Below are 14,685 nucleotides of genomic sequence, written 5' to 3'. Positions count from 1 at the left end.
AGGAACCGCTATGCGCATGTTGCGCTCCGCACTGGCTCTCGGAGCCGTGCTCAGCCTGGGCCTCACCGCCTGCGGCACGTCCACCTCCACCGAGACCGAAGCTCCCGCCCCGGCAGAGGAGACCAGCGCTTCGGCACCCGCGGAAGAGACCTCGGCCCCGGCTGAGGAAGAGTCCCCCTCCGAATCCGCTTCTGAAGAAGCCCCTGCGGACGGCGATGTCCCCAAGGGCGACGGCACGCAGACCATCTACCTCGTCTCCAAGGGCTTCCAGCACCGCTTCTGGCAGGCCGTGAAGGAAGGCGCTGAGCAGGCCGGCGAAGAGCTGGGCTACAAGGTTCAGTTCGTCGGCCCGCAGGACGAGACCCAGGTCACCGAGCAGCTCAACCAGCTGAAGACGGCCCTGGACTCCAAGCCCGCCGCCATCGGCTTCGCCGCCCTCGACTCGGGCGCCGCTTCGGATCTCCTCAACGAGATCGAGGCTGCGAACATCCCGATCATCGCCTTCGACTCCGGTGTGGACTCCGACATCCCGCTGACCACCGTCTCGACCGACAACACCGCAGCCGCTGAGAACGCCGCTGAGCACATGGTCGAACTCATCGGTGGCTCCGGCCAGGTTGGCCTGATCTGCCACGACCAGACCTCCGCCACCGGCAAGCAGCGTTGCGACGGCTTCCAGAACTGGATCAAGGACAACGCTCCTGACGTCACCGTTCTCGAGCCCCAGGTTGCCGGCGCGGTCGACCTCGCCGCCAACACCGCCAAGTCCATGATCCAGGCCAACACCGAGCTCAAGGGCATCTACGGCACCAACGAGGCCGCCGCCACCGGCGCCATCCAGGGCGCCAAGGAATCCGGCGCTGAGGTCGTCGTCGTGGGCTTCGACTCCGGCAAGACCCAGATCGAGGCCATCAAGTCCGGCGACCAGGCCGGCGCCGTGACCCAGGCCCCCGTCAAGATGGGCTACGAGACCGTCGTCGCCGCCATCAAGGCCATCAACGGACAGGAGCTGCCGAAGGTCATCGACTCCGGCTTCGCCTGGTACGACGCCTCGAACATCGAGGATCCCGAGATCGCCGCCAACCTCTACGAGTGATGCGTGAGGGTGGGCCCGCCCGGGCCCACCCCACCTCATGAACAATCCCTAGGGGCGCCTGTCCGCGTTTGCCTGCCTCGCGTGGGACACGCAGACAGGGGCCCCTTTTCATCCGACGCAGCCACCCGGCCGCCTGCGCGGAGCACACCGTGCCGGAAACCTGAACCACTAGTAACGAACAAAGAAGGTGTGATTCGTGACCAACTACCCGAAGATCGGTATCCGTCCCATCATCGACGGCCGGCGTAACGGCGTGCGCGAGGCGCTCGAGGACCAGACGATGGGTATGGCGCTGCGCGTCAAGGAACTCTACGAGTCTGAGCTGAAGTACCCCGACGGGACCCCCGTCCAGGTGGTCATCGCCGACTCGACGATCGGTCGCGTGCCGGAGGCCCAGGCCGCCGCCGCGAAGTTCAAGGCCGAGAACGTCGGCCTCACCCTCTCGGTCACGCCGTGCTGGTGCTACGGCTCCGAGACCATCGACATGGACCGCACCATGCCGCACGCGATCTGGGGCTTCAACGGCTCCGAGCGTCCGGGTGCCGTCTACCTGGCCGCCGCGCTGGCCGGCCACGCACAGCTGGGCATCCCCGCCTTCGGTATCTACGGCGAAGAGGTGCAGGACGCCGACGACGAGTCCATCCCGGCCGACGTGCGTCAGCGCCTGCTGGACTACGCACAGGCCGGCCTCGCCGTCGCCTTGATGCGCGGCCAGTCGTTCCTCTCCATCGGTGGCGTGTCCATGGGCATCGCCGGCTGCGTGGTGAAGGAGGAGTTCTGGAACTACTGGCTGGGCATGCGCAACGAGTACATCGACATGGTCGAGATCGAGCGTCGCATCAACCTGGGCATCTACGACAAGGACGAATACGAGATTGCGTACACGTGGGTGCGCGAGAACCTCAAGCAGGGTGAGGACTTCAACCCCGAGGAGTGGCAGCGCTCCGCCGAGGACCACGAGAAGTGGTGGGAGTGGAGCACCAAGATGGTGCTCATCGGCCGTGACCTGATGATCGGCAACCCGAAGCTCGCCGAGATGGGCTTCGAGGAGGAGGCCGTCGGTCACGGCGCGCTCGTCTCCGGCTTCCAGGGCCAGCGTCAGTGGACCGACTACCTGCCCAACGGCGACCTGATGGAGACGCTGCTCAACACGCAGTTCGACTGGAACGGCAAGAGGCAGCCCCTCATCCAGGCCACGGAGAACGACAACCTCAACGGCGCGTCGATGATGTTCAACTACCTGTTGACCAACACGGCGCAGATCTTCTCCGACGTGCGCACCTACTGGAGCGCCGACGCCATCGAGCGCGTCACGGGCCACCGTCCCGAGGGTCGCGCAGCGGCGGGTGTCATCGACCTGCGCAACTCCGGCGCCACCACCCTCGACGGCACGTTCGCCGCCAAGGACGCCGACGGCAACCCCTGCATCAAGCCCTGGTGGGAACTCAGCGACGACGACATCCAGGCGATGATCGACGAGACGACGTTCCATCCTGCCAACACCGGCTACTTCCGCGGCGGTGGCTTCTCGACGCACTTCCGCTCCGCCGGTGAGGTGCCCGTCACGATGACGCGCATCAACTGGGTCGATGGCCTCGGCCCGGTCATGCAGATCGCCGAGGGCTACACCGTCGAACTGCCCGACGAGGTGGCCAAGACCATCGAACTGCGCACGGATCCCGGGTGGCCCACCACCTGGTTCGTGCCGAACCTGACGGGCGAGGGTGCCTTCACCAGCGTCTACGAGGTCATGAACGCCTGGGGCGCCAACCACGGCGCCATCTCGTACGGTCACATCGGCCACCAGCTGATCACGCTGGCGTCGATGCTCCGCATCCCGGTGAACATGCACAACGTGGAGCGCGAGCGGATCTTCCGCCCGAAGAACTGGCTGGGCTTCGGCACGGCTGACCTCGAGGGAGCAGACTTCCGCGCCTGCGCCCAGTTCGGCCCGATGTACAACTAGTAGCGCTGTTGGTTCCCTGGGCCGGCCGTGCGCGGCTGGCCCAGGGAACGCGCACCACCATCCAGGAGGAGAGAAGTGTCCACCGTCACCGCCCTTGCGGTTGATCTCGGGTCGTCGACCGGGCGAGTGATCGCCGGCACGTTCCGCGACGGCCGCATCGAGGAAGTCGAAGTCCGCCGCTTTCCGCACGAGGCCCGGATGCGCGACGGGTACCTCTCCTGGGATCTCGATGTCATCTGGGGCGAGGTGGTCGAGGGGCTCCGCGACGCCGTCGCCCGCTTCCCCGACGCGGTGAGCGTCTCCGTCGACACCTGGGGAGTCGACTACGTGGCACTCGGCGACGACGGCATGGAGCTGACTCCCGGCCGCGCGTACCGGGACGAGCGCACGATCCGCACCCATGAGGCCTTCCGCGAGCGCCTATCCGACGAGGCCCTGTGGGCCGCCACCGGTATCGCGCCGGCCACCATCAACACCGCGAACCAGCTGTTCGCGTTCCTTCAGGAGGAGCCGGAGGTGGCGGCCAGGACGTCGCAGATCCTCCTGCTGCCTGACTACTTCACCTATCTGCTGTCCGGCGCCCGCGGCTGGTCGCGTTCCCACGCGTCGTCGTCGGCGCTGATCCGCCCAGGCGCCCACGAATTCTCCGACGAGGTGTTCGAGGCGCTGGGCATCCCGCGCTCGTGGGTGGGCGACGTGACGAACGAGCTCAACGTGGTGGGCCGGTGCATCGTCGAGGGGCTCGAGCAGCTCACCGTGGTGCGCGCCGGTGCCCACGACACCGCCTGCGCCGTGCACGCGCTGCAGCGCGACGTGAGCCAGGACTCGTACTTCCTGAGCTGCGGCTCATGGTCCGTGCTGGGCGTGCTGCGCGACGAACCGCTGCTCTCCGACGAGGCCCGCGCGCTGGGCCTCACCAACGAGGCGCGCGCCGACGACGGCCTGCGCCCCCTGTTCAACATCACCGGCCTGTGGATCCTGCAGGAACTCCAGCGAGACTGGGAGCAACAGGGCCGCATCCACGACATCGTGGAGCTCATCCGGCGGGCCGAGGCCTCGCCGTCGCTGGGTGCCACCATCAACCCCGACGAGCCGCAGTTCGTGCTGAAGGGCGAGATGGAGAGGCGGGTGCTGGAGGCGCTCGCTGCCCAGGGTGTCGCCGTTGACGACCTCGACGAAGGGGCGGTCACGCGGGTGGTGCTGGAGTCGTTCGCGGCCCGCTACGCCCGCGGCATCGCCGACCTCGCAGCCCTCACCGGAACTCCCGCCACGCAGTTGAACCTGGTGGGGGGCGGGTCGCGCAACAAGTTGTTGTGCCAACTGACCGCCGATGCGCTGGGGGTGCCGGTGATCGCGGGGCCCGTGGAGGCCTCCGTGCTCGGCTCGCTGCTGGCGCAGTTGGAGATCATGGGCCACCTGGACCCGGCCAACCGCAACGACGTCATCGCCAGCACCGCCCGTACCGAGACCTTCGAGCCGCGGTCATGAGGGCCGGGCAGCAACGCGCCAACCTGCGAGACATCGCCGAGGCCTCCGGGGTCTCCATCCAGACCGTCTCCCGCGTGGTGCGGGGCGTCGACGTGGTGGCCGAGGCCACCCGCGCGCGGGTGCTGGAGGCCATCGAGCGGCTCAACTACCAGCCCAACCTCGCCGCCCGCTCCCTGTCTGCGGCGCGCACCGGCTCCGTGCACATCATCGACGCCGTGCCGCTGTTCCACGGACACGCCACGTCGTTCGTCGCCATCTGCCAGGCGCTGTCCAACCTCGAGTTGCACACGTCCACCTCCGTGTTCGGGTCGCCGGACATCGACCATCGGGAGCTGCATCACCTGGTGCCGGTGAGCGCCGACGGCGTGATCGTGCTCGGCGGGCGGGCGGAGTCTCGGCCGTGGATCGACACCATCGCCAGCCGCCTCCCGACGGTGTGCGTGGGCGAGACGAAGGACCTCCCGTCGCCGGCCGTCGGCGTGGCTGTGGACCACCGGGCGGGGGCGGTGGCCGCTGTGGACCACCTCATCAGCCGCGGTGCGCAGCGCATCCTGCACGTGGCCGGTCCGCAGGACTGGATCGACGCGCAGGAGCGCCTGGAGGGCTACAAGTTGGCCATGGGCAAGGCGGGCCTGGAGCCCACCGTGCTGTTCGCCAACTCCTGGGACGCCTCCGCCGCGGCTGCCCTGGTGCCGGACCTGCCGCCGGACGTCGACGCGATCTTCGCTGCCAACGACCAGTTGGCGCTGGGCGCCATGTCGGCGCTGCAGCTGGCCGGCCGCCGGGTGCCCGGCGACGTGCGGGTCGTCGGCTACGACGACGTGCCGGGTTCCGAGTGGTTCCTGCCCGGCCTCACCACCGTCCGGCAGGACTTCTTCACGATGGGGGAGCAGGCCGTGAAGGCGTTGAACCTGTTGTTGAACGGCGAGCCCGCGGAGTCGTCGTTGATCACGCCCACGCTGATCGTCCGCGACAGCACGTAACCACCCGAAAGGAAACCCCCATGCTCAACGGCCCCATGATCCACCCCGAGCTGCTGAACGCGCTTGGCCGCGCCGGTCACGGCAGCAAGATCCTCATCACCGACGGCAACTACCCCCACGAGACGGGCGCCAACCCGCGCGCCCGCCGCATCTACCTCAACCTCGCGCCCGGGCTGCTCAACGTCTCGCAGATCCTTGACGTGCTGAAGCAGGCCGTCCCCATTGAGCAGGCCGGCATCATGGTGCCCGCCGCCGACGCCCCGCCGGAGCTGCGCCCCGAGAAGATCGACGCCCACGACGAGTACAAGGCGGCCCTGCCCGGCGTCGAGTTCGTGGAGATCCCCCGTTGGGACTTCTACGACGAGGCGAAGAAGGACGACGTCGGCATCGTGATCGCCTCGGGCGAGCAGCGCATCTACGCGAACCTGCTGCTGACGATCGGTGTTCGCCAGTAGTCGCTGGTTGACGCGGAGAGCGGGGTCAGACCAGGTTGCCGGAAACCTCCGGGAACAACGGAGGCGTCCGCGCATCCACCCACGCCACCAGCGCGTGGAAGGCCTCGGTGTCCTCCGCGTCGATGCCGTCGCCCCGGACCACCTCGTGGGAGCGCCTTCCGACCGCGATCCAGAGTCGCGCCGTGATGCCGTCCGCCACCGGTGAGTCAGGCAGGGAGTTGGGGATGGTGAAGAAGTCCGCCTCCGTGATGAGGCGGCGGAGCTCATCATCTTCAGCCTTGGTCAGCTGGTAGCTGTCGGTCTCGTAGGAGGTGGACCGGCCGGCGATACCGCCGGAGACGGAGTAGCGCAGCCTGATCTCGGTGTCGGGACGCGGGTTGTCCCCCCGGGCCCGGCGCACATTGCCCTGCTGATCGGCGTGGTAGGTGAAGCCGTCGCCCAGCCGGATGAGGTAGCCCGGCGTGATGACGTCCGCGCACGCGTCGTCGTCCTCGGCGAGACCCAGGCAGGAATCGGGCCAGTCCCGCGCCTCCATGCCCTCCAGCGCGACGCCCTCCCTGGGGATCCGCAGGAGGTTGGCGGCATTCTCGATGGCGGCAGACAGTGCGACGACGGCGGGGTGATCAGCGGCGGTCATGGTGCGCTCCTAGCTGGGCGGGGTTGACGCTTCCAGGCGGTCAGGTGAGCCTAGCCACCTGCCCCCGGCAAAGGAAGAGGGTTCGCATCTGCCTTATGTGCGCATGCTCCCGGTTAGGGTGGGAACACCCTCGCCAAGGGAGAAGGAGGACCCACCATGCCCATCCCTACTCCGGACACCGAACCCCTCGATTTCACCACCCTGGCCCAGGCCGACGACGGCCCCCGCGACCCCGTTTCGACGGTGCTGCGTGACCACGCTGCCTTCGTTGAGTTCTTCGATGGTGAGCCGCCCATGGAGGACCCGGTCGACTGGGACACGGAGGTGGTGACGGTTGTCGCGCTGGGCCCACGCGGTCACGGAGCCGGTGTCGCCATTGAGGAGATTCAGCTGCACACCCTGGGGATCCGCGGCGGCACGGTGGATGTGTACTTCCGCGAGGTGGCCGGCGAGGGTGACGACGCCACGGTCACCTATCCCTTCCACGCCGTCCGGTCTACTGCCTTCGGTCACGCGTTCTTCCACCCCGTCGGGCCCGCCGACGTCCCAGCGGGCCTGTTCCGCGACTGGCGTGGCCCCATCCGCACCGACGACGACGGAGTCGGCGTCTATGTCCCTCGGGAGGAGGCTCCGCTGTCACGCTCGGTGGCGGGATTCGCGGTGGACGGCAGCGGCTCCTTCGTTGCCGTGCACGACGCCCCCGGTGATGGCCCCGTCGAAGTCCCAGGACACTGGCGGCCCGCCCAGGATGGGTTGAGCGTCGAACTCGAAGACGGCCGCGCCTTCACCCTCCATGTGGTGTCGGTGGACGAGCATGAGCTGCGCGCCCGAATCCAGGGCGTCAGTCGGCCAGCACGATGACGAGTTCCGTGCGCATCGACTCCGGGTCGGCCTCGGGGGTGGGCTCGGTCAGGTAGATCTCCCAGAAGGGAAGCCCCGCCTTCCTGTGGGCAGACTCGACCTTCTCGAGGAAGACGCCCCAGGCCTCGCCCAGCCGGTCGTAGGAGCCGACGTGCGAGACGGTCGCGATGGGGCCGCCCGGAAGGACCGAGCCGTGGAGCGAGGCCCCGGATGGGGTTGTGACAGGTGTGGTCAGGGGGCGGTCGACCGGCACCCCCACCTCGAAGGTCGCATTCACTCCGGGCATCTGATAGTAGAGGGTGAACACCGGGCCGACCGGATGGAGCCCCTGAGCCTCCAGCGCGGGGAACAGAGCGGACACGGCGCCGTCCATCGCCTGGGACATCGCGGAGAGCGGATAGTCGGTGAACTTCTGCACCACGGTGGGGATCTCCGCCACCTCTAGGAACTCCACATCGGTGCGGGCAGGGCCTGTGTAGTACGGGGCCGGGTGGGCGTCAGTCATGATCTTCCCCTCATTGGGATTCGGGCCGACGAGACGGCGTCGGCCCGCGTGGCCAGCAACTTTACCCGCGCGGGTCGCGCGTGAACAGGCCTCTATCCCCGCTCACTGCTCCACCCTCACCTCGATGGTGTGGTGCCCCGATGCACCGTCGGGCGCGACCGGTGTGCGCACGTCGGTCTGCGTGTCCCCCAAACCGTCGCTGGCCCGCACCGCGATGGTGTGGGACCCGGGCGTCGCGTCCCATTCGTAGACCCACTGGCGCCACGTGTCGACGCTGAGGCTCGCGGCGAGGCGCGCCTCCTTCCACGGGCCGCCGTCGATGCTGACCTCCACCATCTCGATGCCGCGGGTGGGTGCCCATGCCACGCCGGCGATCGGCTGGCGCCCCGCCGTCACGCTGGACCCCGCGCGGGGGACGTCGACGCGGGACTGCGTCTTGATGGGACCCTCGCGCGCCCATCCGCGGGGGATCCAGTACCCGGCCTCGGCTTCGAAGGTGGTCAGTTCGATGACGGACAGCCACTTGGTGGCCGAGACGTACCCGTAGAGACCGGGCACCACGAGGCGGGCCGGGAAGCCGTGTAGGGCCGGGAGCGGCTCGCCGTTCATCCCCAGGGCCACCAGCGCGCCACCCTCCATTGCGGTCTCCGTGGGGAAGCCTGCGGTGAACCCGTCCACCGATCTGCTCAGCAGTTGGGTGGCGCCGTCCTGCACCCCGGCGCGTTCCAGCAGGGCCCGGAGGGGCACGCCCTGCCACCGGGCGTTTCCGACCAGGCCTCCGCCCACCTCGTTGGAGACGCAGGTCAGCGTGATGTCGGTTTCGACGTGCGGCATCGCCAACAGATCGTCGTAGGTCAGGGTGAACGGGCGATCCACCAGGCCGCGGACCTCCAGCGACCATTGCTCCGGATCGACCTGGGGAATGGAGAGGGCGGTGTCGATCCTGTAGAAGTCGTCGTTGGCGATGTACAGCGGAGTCAGCCCGGCGAGCGCCAGGTCCGCATCAGGCGGGGCCGGGGGAGCGGGCGTTGCCGGTGCGGGTAGCCGCAGCAGCGCGCGGATCTCCTCTACGCGGCGCGACGACGTGAGCCACCGGCCGGCCGCGGCGGTGGCGCCGGCGACGGCCACCGCGATGGCGACCGCCTGCAGGAACGCTCGGCGTCCCGGCCGTGCCTCGCCGCGGCCGACGGCTCCCGGCGGGGCGGCAGACCGCGCTGACGCGGCGCGGGTGAGGATCATCAGGGCGATGATCCCGCTGGCCGCGCCGGCCAGGCCCGCCGCCATGACGGCCCAGGCGGTGGAGCGCTCGTCCCCGATGGCAGCGACGACTCCCACCAGGGCGAAGATTGTCAGCCCGACAGAGGCCAACGGCAGGCTTCGACGGGCCACCCATCCCAGCCCTGCACCCACGAGGAGGGATACGGCCAGAATCCCGACGATGAGAACAGGCTTGTCCGCCGAGCCGAGGATCGCGATGGCCGATCGCTCGAGCCAGCCCGGGACGAGATCGATCACTGTGTCGCCCACGGCCTCCACCAGCGACCGGCCGCCGGGCAGGAGCGCGCCCACGAGTTCGGAGACGCCGAGCGCGACGGCGGTGGCCGCGGCGCCCGCGATTCCCGAGTCCCGAAGGGTCGGTGTGGGCACCCCGCCGGGGGTGCCTGTTCGGAGGCCGTTCACATCACGAGTTTACGAGGCGGCGCGTAATCGGGGTTGTCTTGATCGGCGTCTTAGCCGCTTTCGGGGTCCCGTGGTTTGGTGGTCGAGCGGAGACGTCGTCGACATTCGCCGTCGATGGACCACTACTTTGTTCCTCATGGTTGAGGATGCGGCCCGGGTGGACGTCAAGCGGATGCGGCTGCGCTATGCCGGCACCTGCTCAAGCTGCGGCTCGGCATTGAGTGCGGGCACGACCGCGGACTACGACCGGTCGAGCAAGACGGTGGCCTGCGTGACGTGCCCTCCCCAGGTTCCGCTGCGCCCAGCAGATCCCACTGCTCCGGGTGTGGTTGTCGACGAGACCATCGCGGCCGTCGCAGCTGATGCGGTTCGTCCAGGGCCTGACGTGGAGAAGGTGCCCTCGTTGGGGGTGGTTGATGGGCAGGGCGGCGCATCTGCGGCTGCCGAGTACCAGCGGCGCCATGCGGCCCGGGCCGAGCGGGTATTGGGCAACCACCCGCGTATGGGGCGGTTCCTGCTGGCGGTCTTCGACGACCCTCAGTCGACGCGGGCCTGGTCGGTGGGCGCTGAGGGCGAGCGGATGCTCGGTGGCATGCTGGCGTCCATGGCTGCGGACTCGCTGCGTGTGCTGCACGATCGCCGCATTCCCCGGACCAGGGCGAACATCGATCATCTGGTCGTGTGCCCCAGCGGGGTGTTCGTGGTGGACGCCAAGCGCTACCGCAACGCCCGGCCAGCGCTACGAGTCGAGGGAGGCTTGCTGAGGCCACGAACCGAGTCGTTGACCGTCGGGGGGCGAGACCGGACAGCGCTGGTGACGGGGATGCAGAAGCAGGTAGACCTGGTCCGCGCCGCCCTGGCCGAGCGGCCAGAAGTACCAGTGCGGGGTGTGCTGTGTTTCGTTGACGCGGACTGGCCGCTGCTCGGCGGCGCGTTCACCGTCAACGAAGTGGCAGTGATGTGGCCCAAGAAGCTCAAGTCGCTACTGACCGAACGCGGACCGCTGGACGAAGCGCAGATCGCGGACCTCCAGTGGCAACTCCACGAAGCCTTCCCGCGCCAGAAGCAGGCACCACCAGGTGAGTGAGCACTCGCCGACGGCGGCGGTGCGGGCGGTCGTGCCGGGGTGCCAGGCAAGCCGCAGAGGTCTCCCTCGCGCACCGCTGCAGATCCGTGCCTACTCGCGGTGACGCAGGATGTTCACGACATGACCGTCTTGTGTTCGTACCAAGAAGCGGCGGACGCCCCACGGCTCGGTTGTGAGCGGGTGAACGATCTCGTACCCGCGACGAACGGCTTCGGCGTAGGCCTCATCGACATCGTCAACGGCGATCGAGATGGCTGGGGCATCGGACGCAGCGCCGTCTCGAGTGAGCAACTGTAGGTTGGCGCCCGAGGGAGCAACGTAGCGGGTCACCCAATCCAGGCCCAGGTCTTCGCGACGCAGACCCAGGTAGTCGCCGTAGAAGTCGTCGGCTGCGGTGATGTCCTTGACCAGCACGTCCGGAATGATGCGCACTACCCTCATGTTTGCGAGTGTGCCACTACTGGGAGACTGTTACGAGAGCCGGGCCAGGGGGTGCTCATCGGCAGCAACCGGCGGCGACGCTGACGAAGCAATCTTCCGGTACAGCACCTCGAGTTGATCTGCCGCCTCCGGCGCGAACCGGACCGTGTAGGTCACTGGCCGCGCAGGGACACGAGCCGCGCACGGACCTCGCCTACAGACAGCGCACCATCCGGGTCTGCCCGCAGCCTGTCATAGGCTGGAGCAACCTGCTCCAGAAGCCAAGCGTCGACCGCGCGAGTTGGTTACCGGCGTTCGTAGATGTCGCGGCGGTGGCCGATGGCAACGACGAGGACGAGCAGCACGTTGTCATGGATCTCGTAGACGATCCGATAGTCACCGGTCCGGACACGCCACTCACCGTCACCGCCAACCAGCTTCTTGGCACCGCTAGGGCGCGGTCCGCTGGCAAGCAGTTCGATCGCCGCCTGGACCCGCCGCTGGGCGCCCCTGTCCAACTTGCGTAGCTGTCGAACCGCAGCGGGCGCGACCTCGATCCGGTAGCTCATGCCAGGCCGAGGTCTGCCTTGACCTGCTCCCAGGGGATCGCCGACTCGCCATCGACCATCTCGGTACGTGCCGCACGGGCGGCCTCGAGGTCGGCCAGGTCTTCCGCGGCCGCGATGAGCCGATCCAGGTCGTCGGCGTCGATGACCGCGGCCACCCGCTGCCCGCGACGGGTCAGATAGACCGGGTCGTGCCCGACCCGGGCCGCGTCCACGACATCGGCGAGGCGGGCCCGGGCGTCGCTCACAGTCATCTCAGTCATGACACCCAGGATAGCCGCTGGAACAGCCGAATCGTACAACTCAGCGGCTCCAGTCCCCAGAACGAACGAGACTCTCGGCAGTTGTGGACGTTCTCGACTTGGCATGGGCATGAACAAGCCGGGCCTGCGGTGGTACGACGCGCGAAGGGCGGAGTCCACGCGATACGCCGCTTTCGAAGGTCATGAACCCTGTGAGTTCCCCTGCGACGCCCCGATGAAAGGCCAGACCCTCAGAGCGTCAAGGCTCCAGCTATGTAGGCGTGCGGGCCTCCTCAAATATGGATGCCCGTGCATCTACATAGTTGGAGGTTTTCCATCGCCGGCCCCAGCGACTAAACCCCATACTTGGGCCAACGCGTCGTAACAGGTATGGAGGTACTCGTGTTCGAAGCCCAGCCCACCGTCGACGAGACGGCAGTGGGTTTCGACTCGTTCGTCCGCGCCCGCCGCGCTGATCTCTGGCGGGCCGCGTGGCTGCTCACTGGCGACCGCGACAAGGCCGACGACCTGGTCCAGACCGCCCTCGGGCGCACCTACGGCCGCTACACCGTGCTGGCCAACGACGCCAAGTTCGAGGCCTACGTCCGCACCACCATCTACCGCACCTATGTGTCGTGGTGGCGGCGGAAGTGGAACGCCGAGCTGGCGTCGGACGACCTGCCCGACAGCCCGACCGCCAGCGCAGACCAGGCGGTCAGCATGGACGTCGTCCGGGCCTTGGCCGCGCTGCCGAAGATGCAGCGCGCGGTGATGGTGCTGCGGTTCCTGGAGGACCGCACGGTCACCGAGGTCGCGGAGCTGCTCGACATCGCCGAGGGCACCGTCAAGGCACACACCTCCCAGGGGCGCGCGGCTCTGCGCGCTTCGCTTCACCTGTCCGAGGAGGAACGGTCATGAGCGACGACCAGCTGTCCGAGATGTTCAAGCGCGACCTGCCCCGCCCGGGCGACGGTGCCTGGTCCGAGGATGCCCGCCGTCGCGCGGGTCGCCGTCGGGTGACCGTCGGCACGCTGGCCATGGTGGCCGCGCTCGCCGTCGTGAGCCCGTTCGCGTTGCAGTTGGTGAACAAGTCCAACGACACCGCGGTGCCTGCGCCCGTCGGCACCGAGCCGGTGGCGACTGCAGCCGAGGACCGCGAGGCCGCGTGTTCCGGGGCGGACCAGTCCACAGCCAACGAGTTTCCGGAGGAGGCCGTCCGGCTGTGGCTGTGCGACGAGCCGGGTGAGATCGGCTTCTCCCGCACCGGGCCGCAGGACCCGCTGACGCAGGGGGTCGATGAGGCCCTGGCCGCATTCCGGGAGCTCCCGAAGGCCGACCCGAACCAGGCCTGCACGATGGAGTACACGCTCACCTACGTCGTGGTCGCCGAGGCGGCCGACGGCACCATGACGCCCGTGCGTGGCGAGCTGCACGGCTGCCGCAGCGTCGGCAACCGCTCCGGCGGTGACGCGTTCCTCGACACGCTCGCGGGCCTGTGGCAGGCGCAGCGCGCCGAGGGCTCCGCGCCCACGTCCAGCCTCTCGTCGGAGCAGGTCTGCTCGTCCATCGGTGCCATCCTGCCGGCCACGGTCGACGGCGCCACGCAGGGCGCCCTGTGCCGGCCCGACGACGGCACCGGCACCAAGAGCGAGGGCGTCGAGCTGCCGACGGACGTGCTCCAGCGCGTCAAGGACGACGTGGCCGCCAACGCCGTCGACGGCGCCCTGGGCGAATGGGAGCCCACCGCACGGCTGGTGCTCGCCAACGCGTGGGGCGAGTCCGTCACGCTGACCCGCTTCGCCAGCGGAAGCTACGTGGTGGGCCCCAACCAGGTCTGGCGCCCGAAGGGCGACCTCGCGGCAGAGCTCGACGCCCTCGTCGGCCAGCTCGGGAACCCCGTCACCCAGCAGCCGTACGTGCCGGAACGGCCGGACTGCACCGCGGCGCGCAACACCGCCGCCGAAACCCCTGCGGTCATCGAGGGCGACATCACCGGCGTCTACTTCTGCTTCGAGAGCCCCGAGGGTGGGCCCCGGCTGATCGCGCCCGGAGGCCTGTACGAGCCGGCGTTCGTGGAGCGCGCGGTGGAGGCGTTCAACGGCCTCCCGGTGCTCGAGGGGGTCTGCGCCCTCCCGTCCGACGGCACCCGGCCCGAGGTGTACGTGGTGTACGCCGGGATGGAGGGCGACGTGGCGGCGGTGCGGGCGGACGGCTGCGGCCCGGCGACGGGCGCGGTCCAGAAGGACGGCGACCTTGTCGGCGTGCTGGTGGACCTGTTCCACGAACAGACCGGGGATGAGGGCGCCGGGATGTATTACGGCGCGCAGGAGCTGTGCCCGCGGGCCGATTCGCTGGTCCCTTTCAGCCCCGAGGCGGAGGGCGCCACCCAGATCGTGGCCTGCCTCGGCCCCGACGGCGCGCTGCCGGTGGACCTGCCGCAGGAGCTGGTCAAGGCCATCTCCGCCACGTTCGAGAGTGCCCCGCAGCCCGACGACTGGGCCGCAGGCGAGGGCACCTTGGTGTGGGTCAACAAGTACGGCGAGCCCATGACGCTGCTCCGCGGCGAGGACGGCTCGTTCGGTTGGATCGCCGATGGCCCGCGCGTGTGGACCCCGTCGCCGGACGTGCAGGCCCAGCTGGACCGCGTTTTCGGCCTCTAGCCCGGCCCGCCCGGGCGGCCAGGGAACCGCTGGATAGGC

15 protein-coding genes are annotated in these 14,685 nt (G+C 68.9%); 9 read left to right on the top strand and 6 right to left on the bottom strand.

The window, feature by feature from the left end; genetic code table 11:
• Window positions 1-16 precede the first annotated feature (16 nt).
• From H5393_RS08395 to H5393_RS08375, 5 genes are all read left to right on the top strand, one after another.
• Window positions 17-1,096 carry an ABC transporter substrate-binding protein gene (locus H5393_RS08395; protein ID WP_245244077.1) on the top strand — a complete coding sequence of 360 codons (1,080 nt, stop codon included), beginning with the start codon at window positions 17-19 and terminating at the stop codon, window positions 1,094-1,096.
• Window positions 1,097-1,292: 196 nt separating this feature from the next.
• On the top strand, window positions 1,293-3,062 hold the full coding sequence (locus H5393_RS08390) for an L-fucose isomerase (protein WP_076063714.1): 1,770 nt from the start codon (window positions 1,293-1,295) through the stop codon (window positions 3,060-3,062).
• Window positions 3,063-3,137: 75 nt separating this feature from the next.
• Entirely contained in the window at window positions 3,138-4,550 is a 1,413-nt protein-coding gene (locus tag H5393_RS14870; protein ID WP_182766261.1) for an FGGY-family carbohydrate kinase, read from the top strand.
• Window positions 4,547-5,533 (top strand): LacI family DNA-binding transcriptional regulator, encoded by a 987-nt coding sequence (locus tag H5393_RS08380; protein WP_182766260.1) that lies wholly within the window; start codon window positions 4,547-4,549, stop codon window positions 5,531-5,533. Before H5393_RS14870 ends, H5393_RS08380 begins: the two co-directional genes overlap by 4 nt.
• A gap of 20 nt (window positions 5,534-5,553) precedes the next feature.
• Window positions 5,554-5,988, top strand: a complete 435-nt coding sequence (locus H5393_RS08375; protein WP_182762602.1) for an RbsD/FucU family protein — start codon at window positions 5,554-5,556, stop codon at window positions 5,986-5,988.
• Window positions 5,989-6,013: 25 nt separating this feature from the next.
• Here the strand turns inward: H5393_RS08375 and H5393_RS08370 are convergent, their stop codons facing one another.
• Window positions 6,014-6,625 carry a protealysin inhibitor emfourin gene (locus tag H5393_RS08370; protein WP_182762600.1) on the bottom strand — a complete coding sequence of 204 codons (612 nt, stop codon included), beginning with the start codon at window positions 6,623-6,625 and terminating at the stop codon, window positions 6,014-6,016.
• Window positions 6,626-6,781: 156 nt separating this feature from the next.
• Here H5393_RS08370 and H5393_RS08365 point away from each other — a divergent pair, with 156 nt between their 5' ends.
• Complete coding sequence (locus H5393_RS08365) at window positions 6,782-7,486, top strand: hypothetical protein (protein WP_182766259.1); 705 nt, start codon at window positions 6,782-6,784, stop codon at window positions 7,484-7,486.
• On the opposite strand, the gene H5393_RS08360 is transcribed toward H5393_RS08365, so the two are convergent.
• Complete coding sequence (locus H5393_RS08360) at window positions 7,467-7,991, bottom strand: GyrI-like domain-containing protein (protein ID WP_182762597.1); 525 nt, start codon at window positions 7,989-7,991, stop codon at window positions 7,467-7,469. The genes H5393_RS08365 and H5393_RS08360 overlap by 20 nt on opposite strands.
• A gap of 102 nt (window positions 7,992-8,093) precedes the next feature.
• Window positions 8,094-9,671, bottom strand: coding sequence for a sulfite oxidase (locus H5393_RS08355; RefSeq protein ID WP_220488269.1), 1,578 nt, complete (start codon window positions 9,669-9,671; stop codon window positions 8,094-8,096).
• A gap of 136 nt (window positions 9,672-9,807) precedes the next feature.
• Between H5393_RS08355 and H5393_RS08350 the strand changes: the two genes are divergently transcribed.
• The gene (locus tag H5393_RS08350) at window positions 9,808-10,758 is read left to right on the top strand and encodes a nuclease-related domain-containing protein (RefSeq protein WP_220488268.1); all 951 of its coding nucleotides are present in this window, start codon (window positions 9,808-9,810) and stop codon (window positions 10,756-10,758) included.
• A gap of 90 nt (window positions 10,759-10,848) precedes the next feature.
• Here H5393_RS08350 and H5393_RS08345 read toward each other — a convergent pair whose 3' ends face one another.
• From H5393_RS08345 to H5393_RS08335, 3 genes are all read right to left on the bottom strand, one after another.
• Window positions 10,849-11,199, bottom strand: coding sequence for a VOC family protein (locus H5393_RS08345; protein WP_076063732.1), 351 nt, complete (start codon window positions 11,197-11,199; stop codon window positions 10,849-10,851).
• Between the two features lie 284 nt (window positions 11,200-11,483).
• Window positions 11,484-11,747: a type II toxin-antitoxin system RelE/ParE family toxin gene (locus tag H5393_RS08340; RefSeq protein ID WP_076063734.1), complete on the bottom strand. Its 264-nt coding sequence runs from the start codon at window positions 11,745-11,747 to the stop codon at window positions 11,484-11,486.
• Window positions 11,744-12,007: a type II toxin-antitoxin system Phd/YefM family antitoxin gene (locus tag H5393_RS08335; RefSeq protein WP_182762593.1), complete on the bottom strand. Its 264-nt coding sequence runs from the start codon at window positions 12,005-12,007 to the stop codon at window positions 11,744-11,746. Before H5393_RS08335 ends, H5393_RS08340 begins: the two co-directional genes overlap by 4 nt.
• Window positions 12,008-12,388: 381 nt before the next feature.
• On the opposite strand from H5393_RS08335, the gene H5393_RS08330 reads away from it, so the two are divergent.
• Together H5393_RS08330 and H5393_RS08325 are read left to right on the top strand one after the other, a co-directional pair.
• Window positions 12,389-12,904: a SigE family RNA polymerase sigma factor gene (locus H5393_RS08330; RefSeq protein ID WP_198928318.1), complete on the top strand. Its 516-nt coding sequence runs from the start codon at window positions 12,389-12,391 to the stop codon at window positions 12,902-12,904.
• Window positions 12,901-14,646: a hypothetical protein gene (locus H5393_RS08325; protein ID WP_182762590.1), complete on the top strand. Its 1,746-nt coding sequence runs from the start codon at window positions 12,901-12,903 to the stop codon at window positions 14,644-14,646. The genes H5393_RS08330 and H5393_RS08325 overlap by 4 nt, the downstream gene beginning before the upstream one ends.
• Window positions 14,647-14,685 lie beyond the last annotated feature (39 nt).

Source organism: Tessaracoccus sp. MC1756 (assembly GCF_014164735.1).
Classification (GTDB): Bacteria; Actinomycetota; Actinomycetes; order Propionibacteriales; family Propionibacteriaceae; genus Arachnia.
The sequence above is the reverse complement of the archived record's forward strand: the minus strand, read 5'-3'. Positions and strand labels throughout refer to the sequence as shown.

What these genes read in the sequence shown, in the direction of transcription:
- H5393_RS08350 (WP_220488268.1), top strand. Translation starts at nt 9,808, where the DNA reads ATGGTTGAGGATGCGGCCCGGGTGGACGTCAAGCGGATGCGGCTGCGC.
- H5393_RS08360 (WP_182762597.1), bottom strand. Translation starts at nt 7,991, where the DNA reads ATGACTGACGCCCACCCGGCCCCGTACTACACAGGCCCTGCCCGCACC.
- H5393_RS08370 (WP_182762600.1), bottom strand. Translation starts at nt 6,625, where the DNA reads ATGACCGCCGCTGATCACCCCGCCGTCGTCGCACTGTCTGCCGCCATC.
- H5393_RS08380 (WP_182766260.1), top strand. Translation starts at nt 4,547, where the DNA reads ATGAGGGCCGGGCAGCAACGCGCCAACCTGCGAGACATCGCCGAGGCC.
- H5393_RS08335 (WP_182762593.1), bottom strand. Translation starts at nt 12,007, where the DNA reads ATGACTGAGATGACTGTGAGCGACGCCCGGGCCCGCCTCGCCGATGTC.
- H5393_RS08340 (WP_076063734.1), bottom strand. Translation starts at nt 11,747, where the DNA reads ATGAGCTACCGGATCGAGGTCGCGCCCGCTGCGGTTCGACAGCTACGC.
- H5393_RS08375 (WP_182762602.1), top strand. Translation starts at nt 5,554, where the DNA reads ATGCTCAACGGCCCCATGATCCACCCCGAGCTGCTGAACGCGCTTGGC.
- H5393_RS08395 (WP_245244077.1), top strand. Translation starts at nt 17, where the DNA reads ATGTTGCGCTCCGCACTGGCTCTCGGAGCCGTGCTCAGCCTGGGCCTC.
- H5393_RS08365 (WP_182766259.1), top strand. Translation starts at nt 6,782, where the DNA reads ATGCCCATCCCTACTCCGGACACCGAACCCCTCGATTTCACCACCCTG.
- H5393_RS08345 (WP_076063732.1), bottom strand. Translation starts at nt 11,199, where the DNA reads ATGAGGGTAGTGCGCATCATTCCGGACGTGCTGGTCAAGGACATCACC.
- H5393_RS08325 (WP_182762590.1), top strand. Translation starts at nt 12,901, where the DNA reads ATGAGCGACGACCAGCTGTCCGAGATGTTCAAGCGCGACCTGCCCCGC.